Origin of the sequence: Ditibartonella choladocola, from assembly GCF_002007565.1 — a bacterium.
GTDB classification, from domain to species: Bacteria; Pseudomonadota; Alphaproteobacteria; order Rhizobiales; family Rhizobiaceae; genus Bartonella; species Bartonella choladocola.
Map to the genome: position 1 here is coordinate 398,946 of NZ_CP015625.1, position 21,730 is coordinate 420,675.

Here is a 21,730-nt window from a genome sequence, read left to right on the forward strand (position 1 = left end):
CGTTTGGAGCTTTTTCACATTGCCAATGCAACAGTCGATGTAACAGTCGATATAACCGTCGATCTAACATGTAACGGGTGAGGTCAATGTAAAATGCGTTGAAAGGAGCAATGGGGCATGTAACGGGAGGCTAAGACAGTATAAAAAAACGGAATGACTTGGCTGAAGCTACAGCCAGCGAACGGACAGTCTTCATACCTTTCAAGCAAAATCAAACTCTCGCCCTATCGGGAAAACCGGGGTGTTTTCACAAAAGAATAAACTGTTCAAGAACAGGAGCATTGCCTTGATATTTAGAAAGGCCACCAGCTCTTTTTGCCAGAAGTTTCCTTCATGGCTTTCTTTCTCTCGCGTTCTTTCTTCGCTTCGTCTTCACCTTTATCCCCAACTGGTGCCGATGCCGCCGGTTGGCGATAGCTTAACGGAGGTTCACTCAGATATTTGCGTGTGGTGGATGAACCGCCTTCATTTTCTTTTTTGCGGCGTAAATATTCGGCACGCTGTTCCTTGTCATTATTCACCTGCTCGTTACGGTGGATGCCGTTCAACCAATCACTCGAACCGGTCGATTTCGTTTCTTTGCCGCTATCGGGAACGATGGGTGAGACATAGTTCGGGTTATTCTGGTTGGCCGTTGCTTCATCGCGCAATCTCTGGCGTTTCTGTTCCGGCGATTCCGGCCAATCAGGTGTACCTGTCTGGGCAACATTGGTTTGTGGTTGGGGAAGAACGCCCTTTGTACCGGGGGCAGGGCGAACCAGTTCCGGACGGGGCTTTGTGTCAACCTGATTCCGGTTATTATTCGATCTGATTGATGCAATATTTGAAAAATCGTCGATCAACTGTTTTCCGGTTGATTTGTCCGTTCCATAGGTCGGGCTGGAAACACCGCACCCCGTCAGCATAAGACCGGCCGTAACCATACCCGTTACAATAATTGCTACTTCGCGTTTTTTCACTGCTAATCCGTCTTCCCGGCTGTGCCGCCAAAAATTGCTTTTACTATTCCACCCTCAGGCAGATCACGACCATTTTTTGTGCCACTTGTCGGCACTTATAAACCAAACCCTTATCATGAGATGTACCTTCACGGCAATCCCCAGCAACCAGGAAGTAGTGAAGTTCACTCAAGAGACAATCTTTACTGGCAAAGACGAAAACTTTGCCAGTATTTTTTCGTCAGATCAGATTTTGCCAAGTGCATGAAGTTCATGCAAAGCGGCAGCATCGCGCGCCGATACATCCGGATAATCGGGATCACTTCCGACATCTTGTGTGTAACGCCAGGAGCGTGCACATTTCGTCCCTTCGGCTTTATGAAATTCCACAGCAACACCCTTGACATCATCAAGCCTGAAAGCGTCTTTCGGGGCTTCGGCATTGGTAATGACAATATCGCTGGTTATAGAAATTTCAGCCATATCCATACCCTCTACCGCTTCCAGCAAGTCGAGATCCGAAATATAGACAACAGGGGCTGCTTCCAGAGAAGAGCCGATATGTTTTTCTGCCCGTTCAAGTTCCAATGCACCTGTGACAACTTTACGAACCTGACGGATTTTGCGCCAACGTTCATTCAGTTCATTGTCACACCAGCTATCGGGTGTCTTGCGGAATTGCTCGAAGTGAACCGATTTGCTTTCCGGATGACGTTCAAGCCAGGCTTCTTCCATTGTGAATGGCAGCATCGGCGCAAGCCATGTGACCATGCGTTCAAAAATTTCACGTACAACATGGATGGCGGATTTGCGTTTTATAGAAGAAGGCGCATCGCAATAAAGCGAATCTTTGCGAATATCGAAATAGAAGGCCGAGAGGTCAACGATCGAAAAATCAAGCAAAGCGCGGGTAATGCGTTTGAAATCAAACCCATCATAGGCATCATTAACGAGCCTGTCCAACTCGTAAAGGCGATGCAGCATGAACTTTTCAAGATCGGGCATGGCTTCATAAGCGATATTTTCGCCTTCGTCATAGGCGAGTGTGCCAAGCATCCAGCGGATAACATTGCGGAGTTTCCGATAGGAATCGACATTGGTCTGGATGATATTTCTTCCCAGACGCTGGTCTTCCCAATAGTCGGTTGTCATAACCCAAAGGCGCAAAATGTCGGCACCCGAACTATTGATGACATCCTGAGGTGCTACGGTGTTACCCAATGATTTCGACATTTTCTTGCCTTGTTCATCGAGCGTAAACCCGTGGGTTAGAACGGTATTATAAGGAGCTCTTCCGCGCGTTCCGCAGCTTTCAAGCATTGACGAGTGGAACCAGCCGCGGTGTTGATCCGAGCCTTCAAGATAAAGATCGGCAGGCCATTTCAAATCGGGGCGATCTTCAAGAGTAAACACATGCGTACAACCCGAATCGAACCAGACATCGAGAATGTCATGAACCGGTTGCCAATCCTCTTTGGCATGTTCACCCAGAAAACGCTCTCTCGCACCTTCCTTGAACCATGCGTCGGCACCTTCTTTTTCAAAAGCCTCGACAATACGCTTGTTAACCGCTTCGTCTTTGAGAATTTCACCATTTTCTTTAACGAAAATTGCAATGGGAACACCCCATGCACGTTGACGCGATAATACCCAGTCAGGGCGATCTTCCATCATTGCGCCGATACGGTTCTGTCCTGCCGGCGGAACGAAACGTGTATCGTGAACAGCTTTGAGGGCACGCTCGCGCAATGTTGTACCGTCAGAGAGTTTCTTGTCCATATAGACAAACCATTGCGGTGTGTTGCGGAAGATAACAGGTTTTTTCGACCGCCAGCTATGCGGGTAAGAGTGTTTGATACGCCCGCGGGCAAACAACATATCTTTTTCAATCAACAGGGCGATAACGGTTTTATTGGCGTCGCCATATTTACCATTATCATCAATGACGCGTGAAGCACCGCCTTCGCGATCGGGGCCGAAACCGGGAGCGTCTTTGGTATAATATCCGGCATCATCAACCGGAAAGGGGATGGATGAATCAATGCCGAGCGCTTCAATTTTTCCTTTATTGGCAATCCACGCTTCAAAGTCTTCGCGCCCATGGCTTGGTGCTGTATGAACAAAACCGGTACCGGAATCCGCCGTTACATGGTCCCCGTCAAGTAGCGGAACTTTGAAAGCGTAATCATTGGCAAAACCTTTGAGCGGATGCGAAAGCAGCATCGTATCAAGCTCGGAAGGATTCAAAGGGCGAAGTTTTCTGAAAGTCAGTTTTGCTTTTTTTGCACTTTCTTCAGCCAATGCCTCGGCAAAGATCAGTTTTTCACCGGGCTTGGGGCCATAATCGTTTTCGGCATCCACAACCTGATAAAGCCCATAAGGAATACGCGAAGAATAGGCAACAGCACGGTTACCGGGAATTGTCCACGGTGTGGTTGTCCAGATAACAACAAAAGCCCCTGATAAATCATCGGCCTTGGCTTTCAAAACCGGAAATTTGACCCAGATTGTATCGGATTCAACATCGTGATATTCGACCTCCGCTTCTGCCAAAGCGGTTCTTTCGACAACCGACCACATAACGGGTTTGGAACCGCGATAAAGCTGGTCAGACATGGCAAATTTCATCAATTCACCGGCAATGCGTGCCTCTGCATGGAAAGCCATCGTCGTATAAGGATTTTTGAAATCGCCGATAATGCCAAGCCGTTTGAATTCTTCCGACTGGATTTTAACCCAATGTTTGGCAAATTCCCGACATTCCTGACGGAATTCGTTAATCGGAACATCGTCTTTATTCTTGCCCTTTGCCCGATATTTTTCTTCGATCTTCCATTCGATCGGCAGGCCATGGCAATCCCAACCGGGTACATAATTGGCATTATAACCGCGCATCTGGAAAGAACGAACGATTGTATCTTTCAGAATTTTATTCAAAGCGTGCCCGATATGGATGTCTCCATTGGCATAGGGGGGGCCATCGTGCAACACGTAAAGCGGGCGATCAACCGCCTGTTTGCGTAGTGCATTATAGAGATCCATGTCTTCCCAGCGTTTGACAATTTCCGGTTCTTTTTGCGGCAGTCCCGCACGCATAGGAAAGTCTGTTTTAGGCAGATAAAGGGTTTTTGAATAATCCATGGCTTGGTCTTTATTTGACATATCGAAAATTCCCGTAGAACGTCACAGCTTTGAAATTACACTCTCCCGATCTTTCAAACCGTTGCACTTTTCAGGCAAGGGTAAAGATCGGGCTAATAATTCGCAACGTCCATAGGTCAGGATAACAATGACTCATGATGCATGGCTTTATCATGAGATGAAACAGAAAGAAAACTGAAAAATGGACAAAAAGAAAAGGCCCCGTAAAATACGGAGCCTTTCCAAAACAAAGTTCGTTTAAATTAGAACTTGTAAGCAACACCAACGCGGAAATCGTTGGTCTTGTAGTCAACATTGTACTTGACGTTGTTCTTGCTGTAGTCTTCGTCACCGAAGTCGGTGTAACGATATTCAGCACGAAGGATGATGTGGTCTGTCATAGCGTAGTCGAAACCAGCGCCGATTGTCCAACCGACGAGTGTGTCGCTATCGCTAGCCGAGTAACCAGGAATTACCTTGCCGTTAGAATCTTTTACACGGAAGTGCGAATCAACCTTGGCGTAAGCAACACCACCGGCGATGTAAGGCATCCAGCGGTCAACTGCATAACCGACACGAGCACGTGTAGAACCGGCCCACTGTTCTTTCAACTTGCCATTGAGGCTGAAAGCATTGTCGTTGTAAGAACGTTTGTCGTTCTCGTCCATGTCGCCCCATACCCAATCGGTATCAGCGCCGATAACGATGTTGTTGCCGAGGTCATAGTTATAACCGGCATAGATGCCACCGATGAAGCCTGACGGATCGGGTGAGAAACCCTGTCTACGACCCCAGTCACCTTTGTCATCTTTGTATTTGCCTTTAAGGTCTGTATCAGACCAGGAACCACCGATCTGGGCACCAGCATAGAAACCGGTCCAAGAGAAAGCAGGAGCTGCAACAACAGGAGCCGGCTCCTGATTTGCTACAACGTCAGCAGCTTGAGCTGCAGAAGCTGCTGTGAGAGCAGCTGCGGAAGCAGCGATAAGATATCTAATTTTCATTTTTATTCTCCAATGCAATAAAATGCCGTCTGAACTTATATAGTTTATCCGGATAAGAATTGCTGTAGCACGAAAGACACACCTCACAAAAACTGAATAAAAAACCTCAATAAAATGTGAAAGTGCTTGAAAAAACGGGGAAATTTAATGCAATCCATTTCGGCAAAATGATCTAAAACCCGTTTGATCGGGATCAAAAATCGTCAAAATGCTATGATTCGCAAATTCTCCGTTCTTTTCAAAACAGATAATTCATATGCCTGATATACTTTACGTAAAAGACACGCATTCGCGCTATATCAGCTTCTCTGAAAATTGGAAAGTTTATTTGAACGAGATAAAAAAAGCCCCACAGTTTTCTGCGGGGCTTTTTTTTGAATTCTTCAGAAAAGAATTAGAACTTGTAGGCAACGCCAACGCGAACATCGTTGGTCTTGTAATCTACATTATATTTGAAGTCCTTGTTGCCGTAGTCTTGGTCACCGAAGTCGGTGTAACGATATTCAGCACGAAGGATGATGTGGTCGGTCATGGCATAATCAACGCCGGCACCCAAAGTGTAGCCTGTCAAAGTATCGCTATCACTGACCTTGCTGTTACGAGCACCGGAGAACTTGGCATCCGAGTCGATCTTGGCATAAGCAACACCGCCAGCAAAGTAAGGCATCCAGCGATCCATTGCGTAGCCGATGCGAGCACGGGTAGAACCGGCCCATTTTTCTTTGATCTTGCCGCTAAGCTTGTATTCGCCCGCTTGATCTTTGAGGTAGGTCTTGCTGTCGCTTTCGTCCATATCGCCCCATACCCAGTCGGTATCGGCGCCAATTACGATGTTGTTGCCAAGGTCATAGTTGTAACCGGCATAAAGACCACCGATGAAACCTGACGGATCCGGCGAGAATGATTTACCGAAGCCTGCATAGTCCTTTACGTCGCTACGGCCTTTGATTTTCTGGTCTGTATCAGACCATGAACCACCGATTTGACCACCAGCATAGAAGCCGGTCCAGGAGAAAGCAGGAGCGGCAACAACCGGAGCCGGTTCCTGATTCATGACAACGTCAGCAGCTTGTGCGCTGGAAGCAGCGGTTAAAGCCAAAGCCGAAGCAGCAACGAGATATTTTATTTTCATTTGTTAACTCCACGCGAAATGTATTGCGATTGAGGTCAATATAGTTTGCGTGGGTATAAAGTCTGTAGCAAAAATACCACAACAAGTGGAATGCGCATTTTTTTGAGCCTTGAAGCCTATAAGCTCTTCATTATGGTAAACAAACGATAAAAAAACGCCGGAAAACCGGCGTTTTGTAATTTAAAAATGTGTTTTGCGAATCAGCTATGCGCAAAAATATCGACTTCGGGAAAGCCGATAAGGTCAAGTTCCGACCTTGACGGCAGAAACTCGAAACAAGATTTTGCCACACTTGCCCGACCATCGCGGATCAGCCTTGCTTCAAGAATCGCTTTTAACCGGTGAAGATAAAGAACGTCGGTTGCTGCATATTCGACTTGCGCCGACGACAGCTCGTCTGCCCCCCAATCCGATGATTGTTGCTGCTTTGAAATATTGATTTCAAGAAGTTCGGCGACCAGATCTTTCAAACCGTGCCGGTCGGTATAGGTACGGGTCAGTTTCGAGGCAATTTTTGTGCAGAAAACCGGTCTCGGCATAACGCCGAACGTCAAAGCCAATACGGCAAGATCGAAACGGCCAAAATGGAATATCTTGGTAATATCCGGATCTCTGAGGATTTTTACGAGATTTGGGGCAGTCTTTTGCCCCTTTGCAATCTGGATAACATCGGCAGTGCCATCACCCGGCGAAATCTGGACAACGCAGAGCCGGTCACGATGCGGTTGCAGTCCGAGAGTTTCAGTGTCAATGGCAACTTCCTTGACATTATAGTTTTTCAGGTCAGGCAAGTCGCCTTTGTGAACGCGTATTTTAGCCATTCTTATTGTCCTATTTATTTCCCAGGGCTGTTAAAATTCTGGCCCAGGAACGTTGTCCCTTATGGAATGATTTGAGATTGTATTTTTCATTAGGGGAATGGATGCGGTCATCGTCCAGACCGAAACCGACAAGCAATGATTCCATGCCGAGGAAAGATTGAAAATCACCGACAATCGGAATAGAGCCGCCCATGGCTGCAAGAATAGCCGGTTTGTTCCATTCTTCGGTCAAAGCTTTCTTGGCGAGCTGTACAAGAGCCGAATCATAGGCAAGGTTGATTGCCGGAGAAGCACCGTGGTCTTTGAATTCAACCGAACAGTCGGCCGGAATTTTGGAGCGGACATAATCACGGAATGATTTTCTGATTTTTGCCGGATCCTGTTTATGAACAAGTCTGAAGGAAATTTTTGCACTGGCTTTTGCAGCAATCACTGTTTTGAAGCCTTCTCCTTCGTAGCCGCCGCTAATGCCATTGACTTCGGCAGTCGGTCTTGCCCATGTCATTTCAAGAACAGTGCGCCCCTTTTCGCCTGCCGGTATCGACAAGCCCACAGGCCCTAAAAATTCCTTGGGGCCACGGTTAAGTGCATTCCACGATTTCAAAACAGCTTCCGGTGTTTCCTCAACTCCATCATAGAAACCTTCAAGGGTTACATGGCCGTTTTCATCGTGAAGGCAGGCAATAATCTTTGCAAGAATTTGAATCGGATTTGCCGCTGCACCACCAAAATGACCGGAATGGAGATCGCGATCGGCACCATGAATAATAATTTCTTCTCCGACCATGCCTCTTAGCGCTATAGAGATGGAAGGCGTGTCCGCATCCCACATAGTTGTGTCGCAGACAAGTGCATAATCGGCCTTCAATTCGTCTTTGTGGGCATGCAAAAATGGTTGTAGCGAGGGAGAGCCTGATTCCTCTTCCCCCTCGAACAGAATGGTAACGGCAACCGGAAGGCTACCGGTTTCATTTTTAAAAGCGCGACATGCTTCGACGAAAGTCATAAGCTGTCCCTTGTCATCGCCGGCACCGCGCGCGGCAATGACCTTTTCGCCATTGAGCTCTTTTATTTTCGGATCGAAAGGATCATCTTCCCAAAGGTTGAGCGGGTCAACCGGCTGCACATCATAATGGCCATAAAATAAAACGTGGGGTGCATCTTTTGTCGGTCCCGGATGATGGGCAACAACCATAGGATTTCCTGTGGTATCGCGACGCGAGGCTTCAAAACCGATCGATTTCAAATCATTGACCAGCCAATCGGCAGCTTTGCGACAATCTTCCCGATATTTCGGGTCGGTCGAAATAGAGGGAATGCGTAATAGCTCGAAGAGATGTTGCAGACTATTATCGAGATTTAAATCGAGACGGGATAAAACTTTATCAAGCATGGAATGCACCTGCGGTTCGTTGATTGAAAAACAACTTTAAGCCTCTCGAACCGATTTGCAAGCTGTTGACAATCAATTTTGGTTCGTTCGTTCTTATGACATCATATCGGGCACAATGTTTCAGCTTTTCGTATTTCCGGAACATTTTCCAGTCTTATCCCGACATTACCTTTGACAATGCGTGCAATAAAAACTCGAACGACCGGATTGGACAATTCGTTTTATAGCCTTTCCGCATTCGGGACAGGGTTCCCCTTCACGACCATAAACCGAAAACCGGTGTTGGAAATAGCCGAGCGAACCATCTGTATGGACGTAATCGCGTAAGGAAGAGCCACCCGCTTCAATTGCCTCGGCTATGACATCACGGATATTTTGTGCAAGCAATTCCGATTTTTTTCGCGCCGTTGCAGATTTTGCCCCTAATGTCGATGATTTGCGTTTAGGAGAAAGGTGACTTCGCCACAAAGCCTCGCAAACATAAATATTACCAAGTCCGGCAATGATGGTTTGATCGAGAAGTGCTGCTTTAAGAGGGGCTTTCCTATTTCGTAATTTCTCGTTGAGATAAGCTCCGGAAAGACCGTTTCCCGTAGGTTCGGGGCCTAAATGGGCCAATAATTTATGGTGTTCCAGCTCTGCGGTTTTTGTCAAAAGTATAAAACCGAACCGGCGCGGGTCATTATAAATAGCGTGTAACGATTGGCCGTCCGGTGTTTCTATCACCATTTCAAGATGGTCATGTACCGCGAGTTTATTTTTTTCGTGATAATAGGAACCAAGCGTCGTATTTTCAATTCGCCACGAACCGGACATACCCAAATGGCTGATAATGGTTTCATCACTATCAAGATGGATGAGGAGATATTTTGCCCGCCGTCCGAGGCCGATAATTTCGCGCCCGGTAAGGCGGGACTGAAAATTTTCAGGAAAAGGAAAACGCAAATCCGGCCGGTTTTGTTTAACGTTTATTATTTTCGCATGGGTGAAGCTTGGTTCAAGACCACGTCTTACAGTTTCAACTTCGGGAAGTTCGGGCATATTCGGCTGCTTTGCTTATCGTCGGGGATTTGTTTCAACCGTTCCAGTTCCGGCTTTAAATATTGTCGTTATCAAAATAATCTTCGGAAACGCTGTTTTTAAGGTCAAAAAAAATTTTCTTATGAAAAAAATGATGTTTTTAAATGACAGAAGGTCATATTTTTTTGAACAGAAATAAAAAATTTTGAAATCGCCCATTCGTGAAGTTTTATGGGACTTTGAACTGTCATCAGAAAGCCGGAGAATTTGATTGTTTGATCCTGTTTCAATTTTCTGGAAGACCGGTTGAAAAATTAACGGAATTTTAACGATGTTCTGTTAGTGTCAGATGACAATTAAATGTTATCTACTTGAAAAAGCACGATAACACACCTAAATTAGGTTCAATAGAGCGATGATTGACCACGGATGTACTGGCAGTCAACGCATAACGGAAGGTCGGGTTTTTCCCCGGCCTTTTTGTTGTTTTTAGCCCTGTTCAAAGACAGGCGTCGAATTTTTAGCAAAAGTCGAATTTTTAGCAAAAAACGGAATCCGTATTTTTCAAATCGGGCTTTGTTGAAAAAATGGGCTTAATTAAGCCCATTCACCTTTTCTGAAGACCGGAACTTTTTTCCCGTCAGCGGTGATGCCGTCAATATTGATTTCTCCCGACCCGATCATCCAGTCGATATGAATGAGACTTTTATTGCCACCCTGCTTTTCGATTTGTTTTTTTGAAAGCGCTGCGCCTTTCAAGAAACACTTTGAATAACATTGTCCAAGGGCGATATGGCAAGCGGCATTTTCATCAAACAATGTATTATAGAACAACAGGCCGCTTGCAGAAATCGGCGATGAATTGGGAACGAGTGCAACTTCACCCAAATGGCGGGCTCCTTCATCGGTATCGAGTATCTGTTGCAATACTTTTTCGCCCTTTGAAGCATGAGCTTCAACAATGCGCCCTTTTTCAAAACGCACTTTGATGTTGTCAATCAATGTTCCTTGATAGGATAGGGGCTTTGTCGAACTTACATAACCGTCAACCCGATGGGCGTGAGGAGTGGTAAACACCTCTTCGGTCGGGATGTTCGGGTTGCAGATAACGCCATTTTTTGCCTTTGAAGCGCCACCTTGCCATTCGTGCCCGTCAGCCAAACCGATTGTGAGATCTGTTCCGGGGCCACTATAATGAAGGGCGGAAAAGCGCTGGTCATTCAACCATTTTGCATGTTTTTTCAAATTGGCGTTATGATCTTTCCATGCACCGATTGCATCCGGCTTATCGACACGGGAAGCAGCAAATATCGCGTCGGCAAGTTTTTTTGTCGCTTCGATGATTGGTAAATCGGGAAAAACCACGGCCGCCCATGAGGGATTGGGATAGGAGACAATATTCCAGTTAATGTCAAAACCGGCAATTTTTTCGAGCGCCGGTTGGTAGGCAAGAGATGTAGCCTTATTGACGCGTGATACTTTGGCGGGATCTTCGTTAGAAAGAAGTGACGGATTGTCACCCGCAATAGCAAGTCGTGCCGCACCGTTTGCATAGGCTCTTGCCATGCCTTCATAAAGCCAGCTTGCGGCCTTATCGAAATTTTTGTCATCGGCATGTTTGAAACGGTCGAGTGTCATCTCTTCATCGCTGAAAATAGGGGTGACAACACCCGCACCGGCTTTATAAGCATGATGGGCGATGCGGCGCACAAGCGGAAGTGCCGCGAGCGGGCTTGTGAGAACGAGATCTTGACCTTTCTGCAGGTTGAGACCGACCTTGACAGCAACTTCGGCAAGCCGGTCAAGTTTTTGGGGATCGATAACAGATTGGTCTTCATTCATTGCGGGTGTTTCCTTTTACAATATAAATCGCGAAACGACGTGTTTTCGGGCAAATGATAATAGTTTTACCCGCGATGTCAAAGCCGCTTTGAAAACAGCAAGACTTGAAAAAACGGGGAAATTGGAACAATCGCCTATCATGACTTTCAAATCATGAGTGGTATTTGAATTTTTCGATAGACAGCACAGTTCCATTCATTAATATCTTTTGTTGAAAAATATTTTAATAAAACCAGAGGGAGAATAAAGTGAAACAGGATATATTGGTACTAAGCCCGCTAGGCGACCGCCAAATGGAAGACCTTGACAAGCGTTACCATTTGTTACGCGCGGATTTGGCCAAGGATAGTGCCGGTTTTATCGAAAAAAATGCAAAAGATTGTCGTGCGGTTATCAGTACCGGCAATATTGTTTTTGATAACAGGCTGATTTCAAAACTGCCACATGTCGGGCTTGTCGCCTGTGTGACGGCGGGGTTCGATCAGGTCAATCTCAAAGACCTGAAAGATCATAAAATCCGTTTAACCAATACGCCGGATGTATTGACCGATGACGTTGCCGATGTCGCGCTGATGTTGATGCTCGCCGCCCGTCGCAGACTTGTTTTTGGCGATCATTATGTGCGCTCCGGTGAGTGGGCAAAGAAAGGCCCGATGGCTCTTACAGAAACAACGGCCGGAAAACGCGCAGGTGTCGTCGGTCTCGGACGCATTGGACATGCAATAGCCAAACGGTTTGAAAGTTGCGGGCTGACAATCGGTTATTACGGTCGCCACAAAAAACCGGATATTGCTTACGAGTTTTTCCCCTCGCTTGTGGAACTTGCCAAATGGTCGGATATTCTGGTTGTTGCAGTAACCGGCGGCAAGGAAACCGAGAAGCTCATTTCCAAAGAGGTTATCGCAGCACTTGGAAACCGCGGTTCCCTTATCAATATTTCTCGCGGTACGGTTATTGATGAAGACGCCATGATTAAAGCCTTGCAAAATAAAGAATTGGAAACGGCCGGTCTTGATGTCTATCTTAACGAGCCTAATATCAATCCGGCATTTTATACGCTTGAAAATGTGGTTCTCTACCCCCATCACGGCAGTGGTACTGTTGAAACACGTGATAGAATGTCCGATCTTGTGGTGGAAAATGTCGATGCGTTTTTTGCCGACAAACCCTTGCCTTCAGAAGTGGCACTCTGACGCTTTGATAGCGGTTAAAAATGAAAAACAGTCTGTCGCCGGATAAGTCGAAAGCGCTTTTTATAAGCGCATTTTATCCAGTGATCGAGAAAAAGAAATCTTGATAAACGAGAGATAAGCACTGTAGTCCGTTACAGTGCTTATTTTATTTGATGGAAAGGTTGATTGCACAAGTTTTTGTCAGTTGAAAGCCGGTGGAAGGGCGTTTTGGAACGAACCGGTTTGAAGCAGAAAAATCACGTAAAATCCGGTTTGACAGTCTGCTCTACACATTCTAAAAATGCTCTAAAAAACTAATGGCACGTGTGTTCAACCATCGACAATTCATGGCTCTCGACCATCATTGAAAGCCACCGGTTTACGAAGTTGGGGCAGCGAGCACAATTTCTGTTACGATAATTCTGTTACGATAATAAGGTGTGCTATAACGATAATAAGTCGAGCGGCCAGTGCTTCCGGTTTTTCACTGTGTTTTCAGTTTTACCGGAATGGCTCTCTAAGCTTTTATGCTGAAGGTGGTAATCAGCCGCCAAGCTCCGACATGTGGCGGCTTAATCCGCAAATACCATCTTTTTCGATCGAAAATTCATGCCCCTTTGGCTTGCTGTCGATTGCTTTCAGGATAAGTTCGGTGAGTTTTTCATCACTTTCCGAGCTTCTGATGGCTTCACGCAATTCGACCATGCCGGATTGCCCCATGCAAGGGTAAAGTTTGCCTGTCGAACCGATGCGCACACGATTGCAAGAAGCACAGAAATCACAAGAAAGCGGGGTAATGAAACCAAGTCTGCCACCCGTTTCCTTGACTGTTACGTAACGGGCAGGGCCGCCTGAACAATGGGCATCCGGAACCAATGTCCAGCGTTGTTCGAGACTTTTGCGCAAAGCACCGAGTGAAAGGAAGGTTTCATAACGGTCATGACCGGTATAGCCCATTGGCATCTCTTCAATGACTGTCAAATCCATACCGCGCCCATGGGCAAAACGGATAAGATCGTCAACTTCACCGAGAAAGCCGCCACGCATGGCAACAGCGTTCAATTTAACTTTCAATCCGGCTTTTTGTGCCGCATCAATACCGGCAAGCACATGGGCAATATCACCGCGACGGGTCAATTGGTGATAGCGGACAGGGTCAAGTGTATCGAGAGAAACGTTGACACGTTTGACACCATTTTGAACAAGTGCCTCGGCATAACGGGCAAGCAATGTTCCATTGGTTGTCAATGTCAATTCTTCAAGGCCATGTCCGAGATGCTTACCCAGCATTTCAAACAAGACCATAATGTTGCGCCGAACCAATGGTTCTCCACCGGTAAGACGGATTTTGGTGACACCAAGATCAATCATCCGGCTGGCAACACGGTAGAGTTCTTCGATTGTCAGAAGCTCTTTTTTGGGCAAAAACACCATTTCTTCCGCCATGCAGTAAACACAGCGTAAATCACAACGATCGGTTACAGAAAGTCGCAGATAGCTGATCTTTCTGCCAAAAGGATCAACCAACTTTGATTCTGGTGTTTTTTGCACTCTCTAAACTCCTTACTGGACAAGAGGTCCCTCACCGGATTTTAAATCAATACCCGTGATATGGGATTTTCCGGCCAAAATTGCTATATATTGTTGAACAGCTTTTGACCAGCTTGACGCCTCCAGCCAGGCAGCGATTTTTTCTTTTACCAATTCCAGCGGAAGAATTTTTCCGGGAATAATCTGGTTTATTTCTACAATATGATAACCATAACGGCTCTCGATTGGTTGCATCAATAGCCCTGGTTTTTTTGCTTTTTTCAAAGCATTTTCAAATTCCGGCACAGTCGAGCCACGCGTTATCTGACCAAGATTACCACCTTCTGCCGCTGAAGGGCAGGAAGAAATATCTTTCGCAATTGTGGCAAAGTCTTGCGGATTTTTTTTCACCTGTTCCAAAATGGCATAAGCTTTCTCGCGTGCTTGATCGAAAGCCTTTTTGTCTTTCGGATTGGCGCTAACGAGAATGTGTCTAACCTGCCAGATCGTTTCGGTTGAAAAGCGTGACGGGTCACGATCATAAAAAGCTTTGCAATCTTCTTCACTTGCTTCAGGTGTTTTTATTTCACTTTCAAGAAGGGCAGAGATTGCAGCATCAAGCTTTGTCTGGCGGGCATTATCTTGCGCCCCATTATCCTCCCCCGCACTCTCTTCCCGTGGGCTGTCTTCATTATCGGGAACAAGATTTTTATTTTTTGCTTCCTGCCACAAAAGTTCACGGATAACCAATGAACGCGCGGCTTCAAGAAGCGCTTCACCCGGCGTTCGAGCCGGATGATTTTGTGCTTCTTGCAGAATATCAACTTCGGGAATGACAACGCCATTGACGCTGACTTCTTTAAATAGTGGCTTTGCTTTCGGCGGAATTCTGGTGTCGATTTCCTGCTTGGTGGGGGAAGGGGGAACCACTATTTTTCTTAATCCCGAATGTTCGATTTTAACCCTTGTTGCCATAAAATTATTCCCTTATCCGAAGTTTTACTCCGTTACTTCTCTACGGATGTGAACGGGCAGGCGTTCTTTTTTGCGAACAACCTGATAGCCCGGACGCCAGATATAACGCACCGGCGCACTCAGCATATGAACGAGACGTGTAAACGGGAATAAAAGCAAAATGGTAAGACCGAGGAAAAGGTGCAGTTTGAATACGAAAGCCACATCGGTGATATAGCTTGAAGCTGCTAGGTTGAAGGTGAATATTCCCTGTGCCCAATCCATCAGCTTGACCATTTCATGCCCGTCGAGATGCTGCATCGAAAAAGGTATGGTTGCAAGGCCGAGGAAAAGCTGTACCCACAACAGAAGAATAATCAATGTATCTGTTGTGCTTGACGTTGCCCTGACACGCGGGTCGAACAAACGTCGGTGGGCAAGCATTGTTGCGCCGATAATGGCCATGGCTCCGGCAATGCCACCGGCTGTCATTGCAACAATCTGTTTGAAACTATGGCTGACGCCTAGAGCATCCCAAACGGCTATCGGTGTGAGAAGCCCGACAAAATGGCCTAAAAAGATAAACAACACACCGACATGGAAAAGAACAGAACCCCACATCAATTGTTTACGACGCAACAACTGGCTGGAACTTGCACGCCATGTATAAGGCTCGCGGTCATAACGGATAATCGAGCCAAGTGCCAGAACAGTCAAAGCAATATAGGGATAGACCCCGAATATGAGTGTATGGAAAAAGTGCAACATTGTCTCTCTATCCTTAAATTTGCGTTGAAGCATCGCGGTGCTGGGCACGGATGCGACGTTGTAACCGGTCAGGCCCACAATCATTTTCACCCTGATTGCCACCGAAAGTAATGGCTTCTTCTTCCCAGATGCGGTCGAGAGCCTCAAGGTCATTCGGGTCATCTTCTTTACGGTTGACGATTTCGGCCGTTAGTGCCTCGTCGGCTCGTTCGCCAGACAGGCTTTCAAGAGCAACAAAAGCTGCTGCATAAACGGAACCGCGTTTTTGCAATCTCTGCCGGATAGCCGAAATGATGTGCAAGGTTTCGCCAAGAAGATGGCGGGCTTCTTCGTCACTTCTTGTTGACAGAAATTCCAGAAACATCGGCAGATAATCCGGCATTTCGTGAACGTCGATTTCAAAACCGGCCTCGTCATACATGTCCTTGAGGTCGACCATCGCCTGTCCACGATCACGGTTTTCGCCGTATACATGTTCAAAAAGATGGAGCGACAAAGACCGCGTTCTGTCAAAAAGCAAAACGTAGTCTTCCTGTACTTCATAAATGTCACGATCGGAAATTGCCGAGACCAGACTTTTCAGGCCGACAATTTCTGACGCATCAAGATCGGAAAGTTGATCGAGCGTTGCTCTGATGAGATTGCCCGATTGCTGCAATTCTTCATCCGGATAGCTTAAAAGTAAGGAAATGATTTTGAGATCGGAATTCATTACGCGCTCTCCTTCAATAAGTCTGTCGGTGTTGTGACGACTTTCTTACCCTTTGAGCCGAAAAGATCACCCTTTGAATTGCCGCCCGAACATCCGTTGCCGAATGAAAAGCCGCAAGACCCGCGCAGATCATAGGCATCTTCACTCACTTCACGGTGGGATGTCGGAATGACAAAACGGTCTTCATAATTGGCTATCGCCATGACCTGATACATGTGTTCGATCATTTCAGGTGTCATGCCGACTTTTTCCGCATATTCCGGACGATATTCACCATCGACAGATTTCGCACGCATATAAGCACGCATGGCAAGCATACGTTCAAGTGCCGAAACAACCGGTGCTTCTTTACCGGCAGTCAACAAATTGGCAAGGTAACGCACGGGTATGCGCAACGAGCGGACATTGGGAATAAAATCGTCCATTGCAAGCTTGCCGGCTTCGGCTGCCGATTGCAGCGGCGAAAGCGGCGGAATATACCAGACCATCGGCAAAGTGCGATATTCAGGATGAAGCGGAAAGGCTACTTTCCATTTCATTGCCATTTGATAGACAGGCGAATGTTGGGCGGCTTCAATCCATTCGTCACTGACACCGTCTTTACGTGCCTGTTCGATAACAGCAGGGTCATTCGGATCAAGGAAAATCTTCAATTGTTCCTCATAAAGATCCTGTTCGCCTTCTGTAGCAGCAGCATCGGAAATCTTGTCGGCATCATAAAGCATCACACCAAGATAACGGATACGCCCGACACAAGTTTCCGAACAAACAGTCGGCATACCGCTTTCAATGCGCGGATAGCAGAAAATGCATTTTTCCGATTTGCCGGAAGACCAGTTGAAATAGATCTTCTTATAGGGGCAGCCTGAAACACACATACGCCAGCCGCGGCATTTTTCCTGATCGATGAGAACAATACCGTCATCCTCGCGCTTATAAATCGCTCCCGATGGGCAAACGGCCACGCAGGCAGGATTGAGGCAATGTTCGCAAAGACGTGGCAAATACATCATGAATGTATTTTCAAATTCGCCGTAAATTTCTTTTTCGACATTGGCAAAATTGTAATCTTCGGAACGCTTGGAAAATTCGCCACCAAGCACATCTTCCCAATTCGGGCCCCATTTGATTTTTTCCATGCGCTCGCCGGTAATCTTCGAGCGCGGACGGGCAACCGGCATGGTTTTTGACTCTTTTGCCGTTTGCAAATGCTCATAGTCGAAATCGAACGGTTCGTAATAATCGTCAATCTCCGGCAGATCGGGATTGGCAAAAATTTTGGAGAGAACGCGCCATTTTGCGCCCATGCGCGGACGTATCTTGCCATTCGATTTTCTTATCCAGCCGCCATTCCAGCGTTTCTGGTTTTCCCAATCTTTGGGAAAACCGATGCCGGGTTTGGTCTCGACATTGTTGAACCAGGCATATTCAACGCCTTCACGGTTCGTCCAGACATTTTTGCAGGTGACAGAGCAGGTATGGCAACCGATACATTTATCGAGGTTCAGAACCATACCTATTTGCGCGCGAACCTTCATTCTGCGGCCTCCTTCATTGCTGAATTTGCTTCACCATCCATCCAATCGACATGGTCAAGTTTGCGTACCACCACAAACTCGTCGCGATTGGCACCGACAGTGCCGTAATAATTGAAACCGTATGATTGCTGGACATAGCCGCCGATCATATGGGTCGGTTTGGTAATAACGCGGGTCACCGAGTTATGGATCCCTCCGCGTTGTTTGGTTAAAGGCGAGCCAGGAACATTCACGATTTTTTCCTGGGCATGATACATGAAGACCGTTCCGTCTTTCATGCGCTGTGAAACGATGACACGGGCAACAAGCGAACCATTGGCATTGAAAGCTTCCACCCAGTCATTATCGACAATACCGGCCTTTTGAGCGTCATTTTCCGAAATCCAGACAACCGGTCCGCCTCTGTTCAAAGTCAACATCAACAGATTGTCGGAATAGGTCGAATGGATACCCCATTTCTGGTGCGGGGTTATGAAGTTCAAAATCAGATGCGGCTTGTCACCGGCCTTGGCTTCGATCGCCGTTGTTACCGTTTTGGTGTCGATCGGCGGGCGATAAACGCAGAAACCTTCACCAAAGGCACGCATCCACAAATGATCCTGATAAAGTTGCTGGCGACCGGTGATAGTGCGCCACGGGATCAATTCGTGAACATTGGTATAGCCGGCATTATAGCAGACTTTTTCTGATTCAAGACCAGACCACGTGGGTGACGAAATGATTTTACGCGGCTGGGCAACAATGTCGCGATAACGGATCTTTTCGTCTTCCTTAGGTAATGCGAGATGCGTATGGTCGCGTCCTGTATGTTCACCCAAAGCTTCCCATGCCTTGACGGCAACTTCACCATTGGTTTCAGGTGCAAGGGTCAAAATGACTTCGGTTGCATCAATATCGGTTGCAATGCTCGGCATGCCTTTTGTGGCACCCTCATCTTCAACAACGCCATTGATACGGCCGACGAGATCGACTTCCTCTTCGGTTTTCCAGTTGATACCTTTGCCACCATTACCGACCTTTTTCATCAAAGGCCCAAGGGCGGTAAAACGCTTGTAGATATTCGGATAGTCGCGTTCAACCACTGCAATGGCCGGCATTGTTTTGCCGGGAACGGGTTCGATTTCGCCCTTTTTCCAATCCTTGACATCGAATGGCTGACCAAGCTCGCCCGCAGTATCGTGCTGGCTCGGAGACAAAACGACATCTTTTTCAACACCCAGCACTTCTTTCGATACTTCGGAGAATTTCTCGGCAAGGCCTTTGAAAATATCCCAGTCGCATCTTGCTTCCCAAGCCGGATCAACCGCGCTTGAAAGCGGGTGGATGAAGGGGTGCATGTCCGACGTGTTAAGGTCATTCTTTTCGTACCATGTTGCAGTCGGCAACACGATATCGGAATAGACACAGGTTGTAGACATACGGAAATCGAGTGTGACGAGAAGATCGAGTTTGCCTTCCGGCGCTTCGTCGTGCCAGACGGCTTCTTTGGTCTCGACCCGTCCCTGATCTCCCAGATCCTTGCCCAACACTCCATTGGCCGTGCCGAGGAAGTGTTTGAGGAAATATTCGTGCCCTTTACCTGATGAACCGAGAATGTTCGAGCGCCAGACAAACATGTTGCGTGGCCAGTTTAACGGATCATCCGGATCTTCGCACGACATTTGAAGGCTGCCCGATTTCAGACCGTCGACGATATAATCCTTCGTTTCTTTACCGGCAGCTTCCGCTTCTTTAACAAGGTTGATCGGATTTGCTTTCAATTGTGGTGCCGACGGCAGCCATCCCATGCGCTCGGCACGGATATTATAGTCGATCAATGCACCATCCCACGACCCTTCGGGAGCAGTTGGCGACAACAATTCGCTGACTTTCACAGTTTCATAGCGCCATTGATCGGTATGGGCATAGAAAAACGACGTACCGTTCATCTGGCGTGGCGGGCGCGACCAGTCAAGACCGAAAGCAAGCGGAGCCCAACCGGTTTGCGGGCGCAATTTTTCCTGTCCCACATAGTGGCTCCAGCCACCTCCGGATTGGCCGATACAACCGCACATAACAAGCATATTGATAATGCCGCGATAGTTCATATCCATATGGTACCAGTGATTGATACCGGCACCGAGAATAACCATCGAGCGACCTTTGGTCTTTTCGGCATTGCGGGCAAATTCCCGCGCAACGGTTATGATTTTGTCGCGCGAAACGCCCGTAATCTTTTCTGCCCATGCGGGAGTATAAGGGATGTTGTCATCATAGGAGGTTGCACAGTTTTTGTCTTTGAAGCCACGTTCCAAGCCGTAATTGGCAACGAACAGGTCAAAAACGGTGGCGACAACAACCTCGCCTTCCGGCAATTTCAATTTGCGGGCAGGTACTTTGCGTGTGAGAATGCTCTCATGATCTGTGCCGTCATCGAAACTGTGTTCGCGACTTGCAAAATAGGGGAAATCGACATCGGCAACGGTGTCATGCTCGCCTTCAAGCATGAAACTCATTTCCAATGTGACATCACGGCCCTTGCCATCTTTTGATTCAAGGTTCCATTTGCCTTTTTCGCCCCAACGGAAACCGGATGAGCCAAGTGGCGCAACATAATCACCGCTTTTCATATCAACGGCAACAGTTTTCCATTCGGGATTATTGGTTTCACCGAGCTTGTCGGCAAAGTCGGAGGCACGCAGCAACCGGTCAGGAATGAAGTGGCCATTTTTGCTAACCAGTCTGACGAGCATCGGCATATCTGTGTAGCGCTGGCAATAATCTTCAAAATATTCAGCCTGACGCTCCAGATGGAATTCGCGCAAAATAACGTGGCCGAGCGCCATGGCAAGTGCTGCGTCGGTTCCTTGCTTGGGATGAAGCCAGAGATCGGCGAATTTGCTTGCTTCCGAATAATCGGGTGAAACCACCACCGATTTTGTGCCTTTATAGCGGGCTTCCGAATAAAAATGCGCGTCCGGTGTGCGGGTTTGCGGCACGTTAGAGCCCCAAAGCATAAGGAAACCGGCATTATACCAGTCGGCAGATTCAGGCACATCTGTCTGTTCACCCCATGTCATAGGTGAAGCAGGCGGCAAATCGCAATACCAGTCATAGAAAGACATGCATACACCGCCCAGAAGTGACAGGTAACGCGAACCGGAAGCATAGGAGACCATGGACATTGCCGGAATCGGCGAAAAGCCGATAATCCGGTCGGGACCATATTTCTTGATTGTGTAAGAATTGGCAGCAGCGATAATCTCGTTGACTTCGTCCCATGTAGAACGAACAAAGCCACCAAGCCCGCGTACCTTCTGGTATTCAGCCCGCTTTTCAGGATTTTCCTGAATTGCAGCCCATGCACCGACCGGTGTTTTTACCACGCGTTCCTTGCGCCACAATTTGATGAGACGCGAGCGGATCAGCGGATATTTTACACGGTTTGCCGAATACATATACCAGCTATAGCTTGCGCCCCGTGGACAGCCACGTGGTTCATGGTTGGGGAGATCGGGGCGGGTACGCGGATAATCGGTCTGCTGGGTTTCCCAAGTGACAATACCACCCTTGACGTAGATTTTCCACGAGCACGAGCCGGTGCAATTGACACCATGCGTGGAGCGCACGATTTTGTCATATTGCCAGCGTTTGCGATAAGCGTCTTCCCATGAGCGGTTTTCATCGGTTGTTACACCATGTCCATGAGAAAACGGTTGTTTTTTTCGTGCCAGAAAATTCAGGCGATCGAGTAGTAGACTCATCAATGGTCTCCTTAACTTACAG

15 protein-coding genes are annotated in these 21,730 nt (G+C 47.3%); 1 reads left to right on the plus strand and 14 read right to left on the minus strand.

Annotated features, from left to right (window positions below; all coding sequences use genetic code 11):
• Positions 1 to 293: 293 nt before the first annotated feature.
• The 8 genes from BBC0122_RS01795 to BBC0122_RS01835 all read right to left on the minus strand — a co-directional run bounded on the left by BBC0122_RS01795 (position 294) and on the right by BBC0122_RS01835 (position 11,291).
• Complete coding sequence (locus tag BBC0122_RS01795; RefSeq protein WP_077994415.1) at positions 294 to 923, minus strand: hypothetical protein; 630 nt, start codon at positions 921 to 923, stop codon at positions 294 to 296.
• A gap of 261 nt (positions 924 to 1,184) precedes the next feature.
• On the minus strand, positions 1,185 to 4,100 hold the full coding sequence (gene ileS / locus BBC0122_RS01800) for an isoleucine--tRNA ligase (protein ID WP_077990728.1): 2,916 nt from the start codon (positions 4,098 to 4,100) through the stop codon (positions 1,185 to 1,187).
• A gap of 242 nt (positions 4,101 to 4,342) precedes the next feature.
• On the minus strand, positions 4,343 to 5,083 hold the full coding sequence (locus tag BBC0122_RS01805; protein ID WP_077990730.1) for an outer membrane protein: 741 nt from the start codon (positions 5,081 to 5,083) through the stop codon (positions 4,343 to 4,345).
• A 394-nt stretch (positions 5,084 to 5,477) separates the two neighbouring features.
• Positions 5,478 to 6,215, minus strand: coding sequence for an outer membrane protein (locus BBC0122_RS01810; RefSeq protein WP_077990732.1), 738 nt, complete (start codon positions 6,213 to 6,215; stop codon positions 5,478 to 5,480).
• 200 nt (positions 6,216 to 6,415) lie between these two features.
• Entirely contained in the window at positions 6,416 to 7,036 is a 621-nt protein-coding gene (locus BBC0122_RS01815; protein WP_077990734.1) for a ribonuclease D, read from the minus strand.
• A gap of 10 nt (positions 7,037 to 7,046) precedes the next feature.
• Positions 7,047 to 8,429 carry a dipeptidase gene (locus BBC0122_RS01820; RefSeq protein ID WP_077990735.1) on the minus strand — a complete coding sequence of 461 codons (1,383 nt, stop codon included), beginning with the start codon at positions 8,427 to 8,429 and terminating at the stop codon, positions 7,047 to 7,049.
• 165 nt (positions 8,430 to 8,594) lie between these two features.
• Positions 8,595 to 9,470 carry a bifunctional DNA-formamidopyrimidine glycosylase/DNA-(apurinic or apyrimidinic site) lyase gene (gene mutM / locus BBC0122_RS01825; RefSeq protein WP_077990736.1) on the minus strand — a complete coding sequence of 292 codons (876 nt, stop codon included), beginning with the start codon at positions 9,468 to 9,470 and terminating at the stop codon, positions 8,595 to 8,597.
• Between the two features lie 576 nt (positions 9,471 to 10,046).
• Entirely contained in the window at positions 10,047 to 11,291 is a 1,245-nt protein-coding gene (locus BBC0122_RS01835; RefSeq protein ID WP_077990738.1) for an aminopeptidase, read from the minus strand.
• A gap of 248 nt (positions 11,292 to 11,539) precedes the next feature.
• Here BBC0122_RS01835 and BBC0122_RS01840 point away from each other — a divergent pair, with 248 nt between their 5' ends.
• Complete coding sequence (locus tag BBC0122_RS01840) at positions 11,540 to 12,484, plus strand: 2-hydroxyacid dehydrogenase (protein ID WP_077990739.1); 945 nt, start codon at positions 11,540 to 11,542, stop codon at positions 12,482 to 12,484.
• A gap of 522 nt (positions 12,485 to 13,006) precedes the next feature.
• On the opposite strand, the gene moaA is transcribed toward BBC0122_RS01840, so the two are convergent.
• Genes moaA through BBC0122_RS01870 form a run of 6 tightly spaced genes read right to left on the minus strand, consistent with a single transcriptional unit; the run spans position 13,007 to position 21,708 of the window.
• Positions 13,007 to 14,014, minus strand: coding sequence for a GTP 3',8-cyclase MoaA (gene moaA / locus BBC0122_RS01845; protein ID WP_077990741.1), 1,008 nt, complete (start codon positions 14,012 to 14,014; stop codon positions 13,007 to 13,009).
• 12 nt (positions 14,015 to 14,026) lie between these two features.
• Complete coding sequence (locus tag BBC0122_RS01850) at positions 14,027 to 14,968, minus strand: peptidylprolyl isomerase (RefSeq protein ID WP_210329423.1); 942 nt, start codon at positions 14,966 to 14,968, stop codon at positions 14,027 to 14,029.
• Positions 14,969 to 14,992: 24 nt separating this feature from the next.
• Positions 14,993 to 15,715, minus strand: coding sequence for a respiratory nitrate reductase subunit gamma (narI, locus tag BBC0122_RS01855; RefSeq protein ID WP_077990743.1), 723 nt, complete (start codon positions 15,713 to 15,715; stop codon positions 14,993 to 14,995).
• 13 nt (positions 15,716 to 15,728) lie between these two features.
• On the minus strand, positions 15,729 to 16,427 hold the full coding sequence (narJ, locus tag BBC0122_RS01860; RefSeq protein ID WP_077990745.1) for a nitrate reductase molybdenum cofactor assembly chaperone: 699 nt from the start codon (positions 16,425 to 16,427) through the stop codon (positions 15,729 to 15,731).
• Complete coding sequence (gene narH, locus BBC0122_RS01865; RefSeq protein WP_077990747.1) at positions 16,427 to 17,965, minus strand: nitrate reductase subunit beta; 1,539 nt, start codon at positions 17,963 to 17,965, stop codon at positions 16,427 to 16,429. Before narH ends, narJ begins: the two co-directional genes overlap by 1 nt.
• A complete protein-coding gene (locus tag BBC0122_RS01870; protein WP_077990751.1) occupies positions 17,962 to 21,708 on the minus strand; it encodes a nitrate reductase subunit alpha in 3,747 nt (1,248 codons plus the stop codon). The genes narH and BBC0122_RS01870 overlap by 4 nt, the downstream gene beginning before the upstream one ends.
• Positions 21,709 to 21,730: the final 22 nt, after the last annotated feature.